At 63.3% G+C, this 341-nt stretch carries 1 pseudogene; it reads right to left on the bottom strand.

What is annotated here, in order from left to right:
- A pseudogene (locus LH128_RS30790) lies at positions 1-341 on the bottom strand (IS5 family transposase); the annotation flags it as partial.

The raw sequence follows: 341 nt of genomic DNA, 5'->3' as shown, positions 1-341 counted from the left end.
CCACCCGTCAGTCGCAGGCCGACAGGACGTCCATCAGCGTCGACAAGAGCGTGGAGTTTGGTCGTAAGGCCGCCCCGGGAACGTCCCATGCCATGATCGCTGCATCCCCCTTTTTGCCCGTCGCACCGTGCTGGTGGACGCGCATGCAGGTAGAATCGATCATCACCAACTCGCCATTGAAACCGGCGGAAACCGCCGCCAACAATCGGTCCCACACTCCGGCCTTTCGCCAGCGGATGAACCGGTTGTAGCAGGTCGTCGATGGACCATAGCGCTCCGGGACCTCTGCCCACGGCGCACCAGAACGGAAACGCCAGAGTATCCCGTTCAGCACCCGGCGG

The sequence above is a fragment of the Sphingomonas sp. LH128 genome (genome assembly GCF_000293195.2).
Taxonomy (GTDB): domain Bacteria; phylum Pseudomonadota; class Alphaproteobacteria; order Sphingomonadales; family Sphingomonadaceae; genus Novosphingobium; species Novosphingobium resinovorum_A.
The sequence above is the reverse complement of the archived record's forward strand: the minus strand, read 5'-3'. Positions and strand labels throughout refer to the sequence as shown.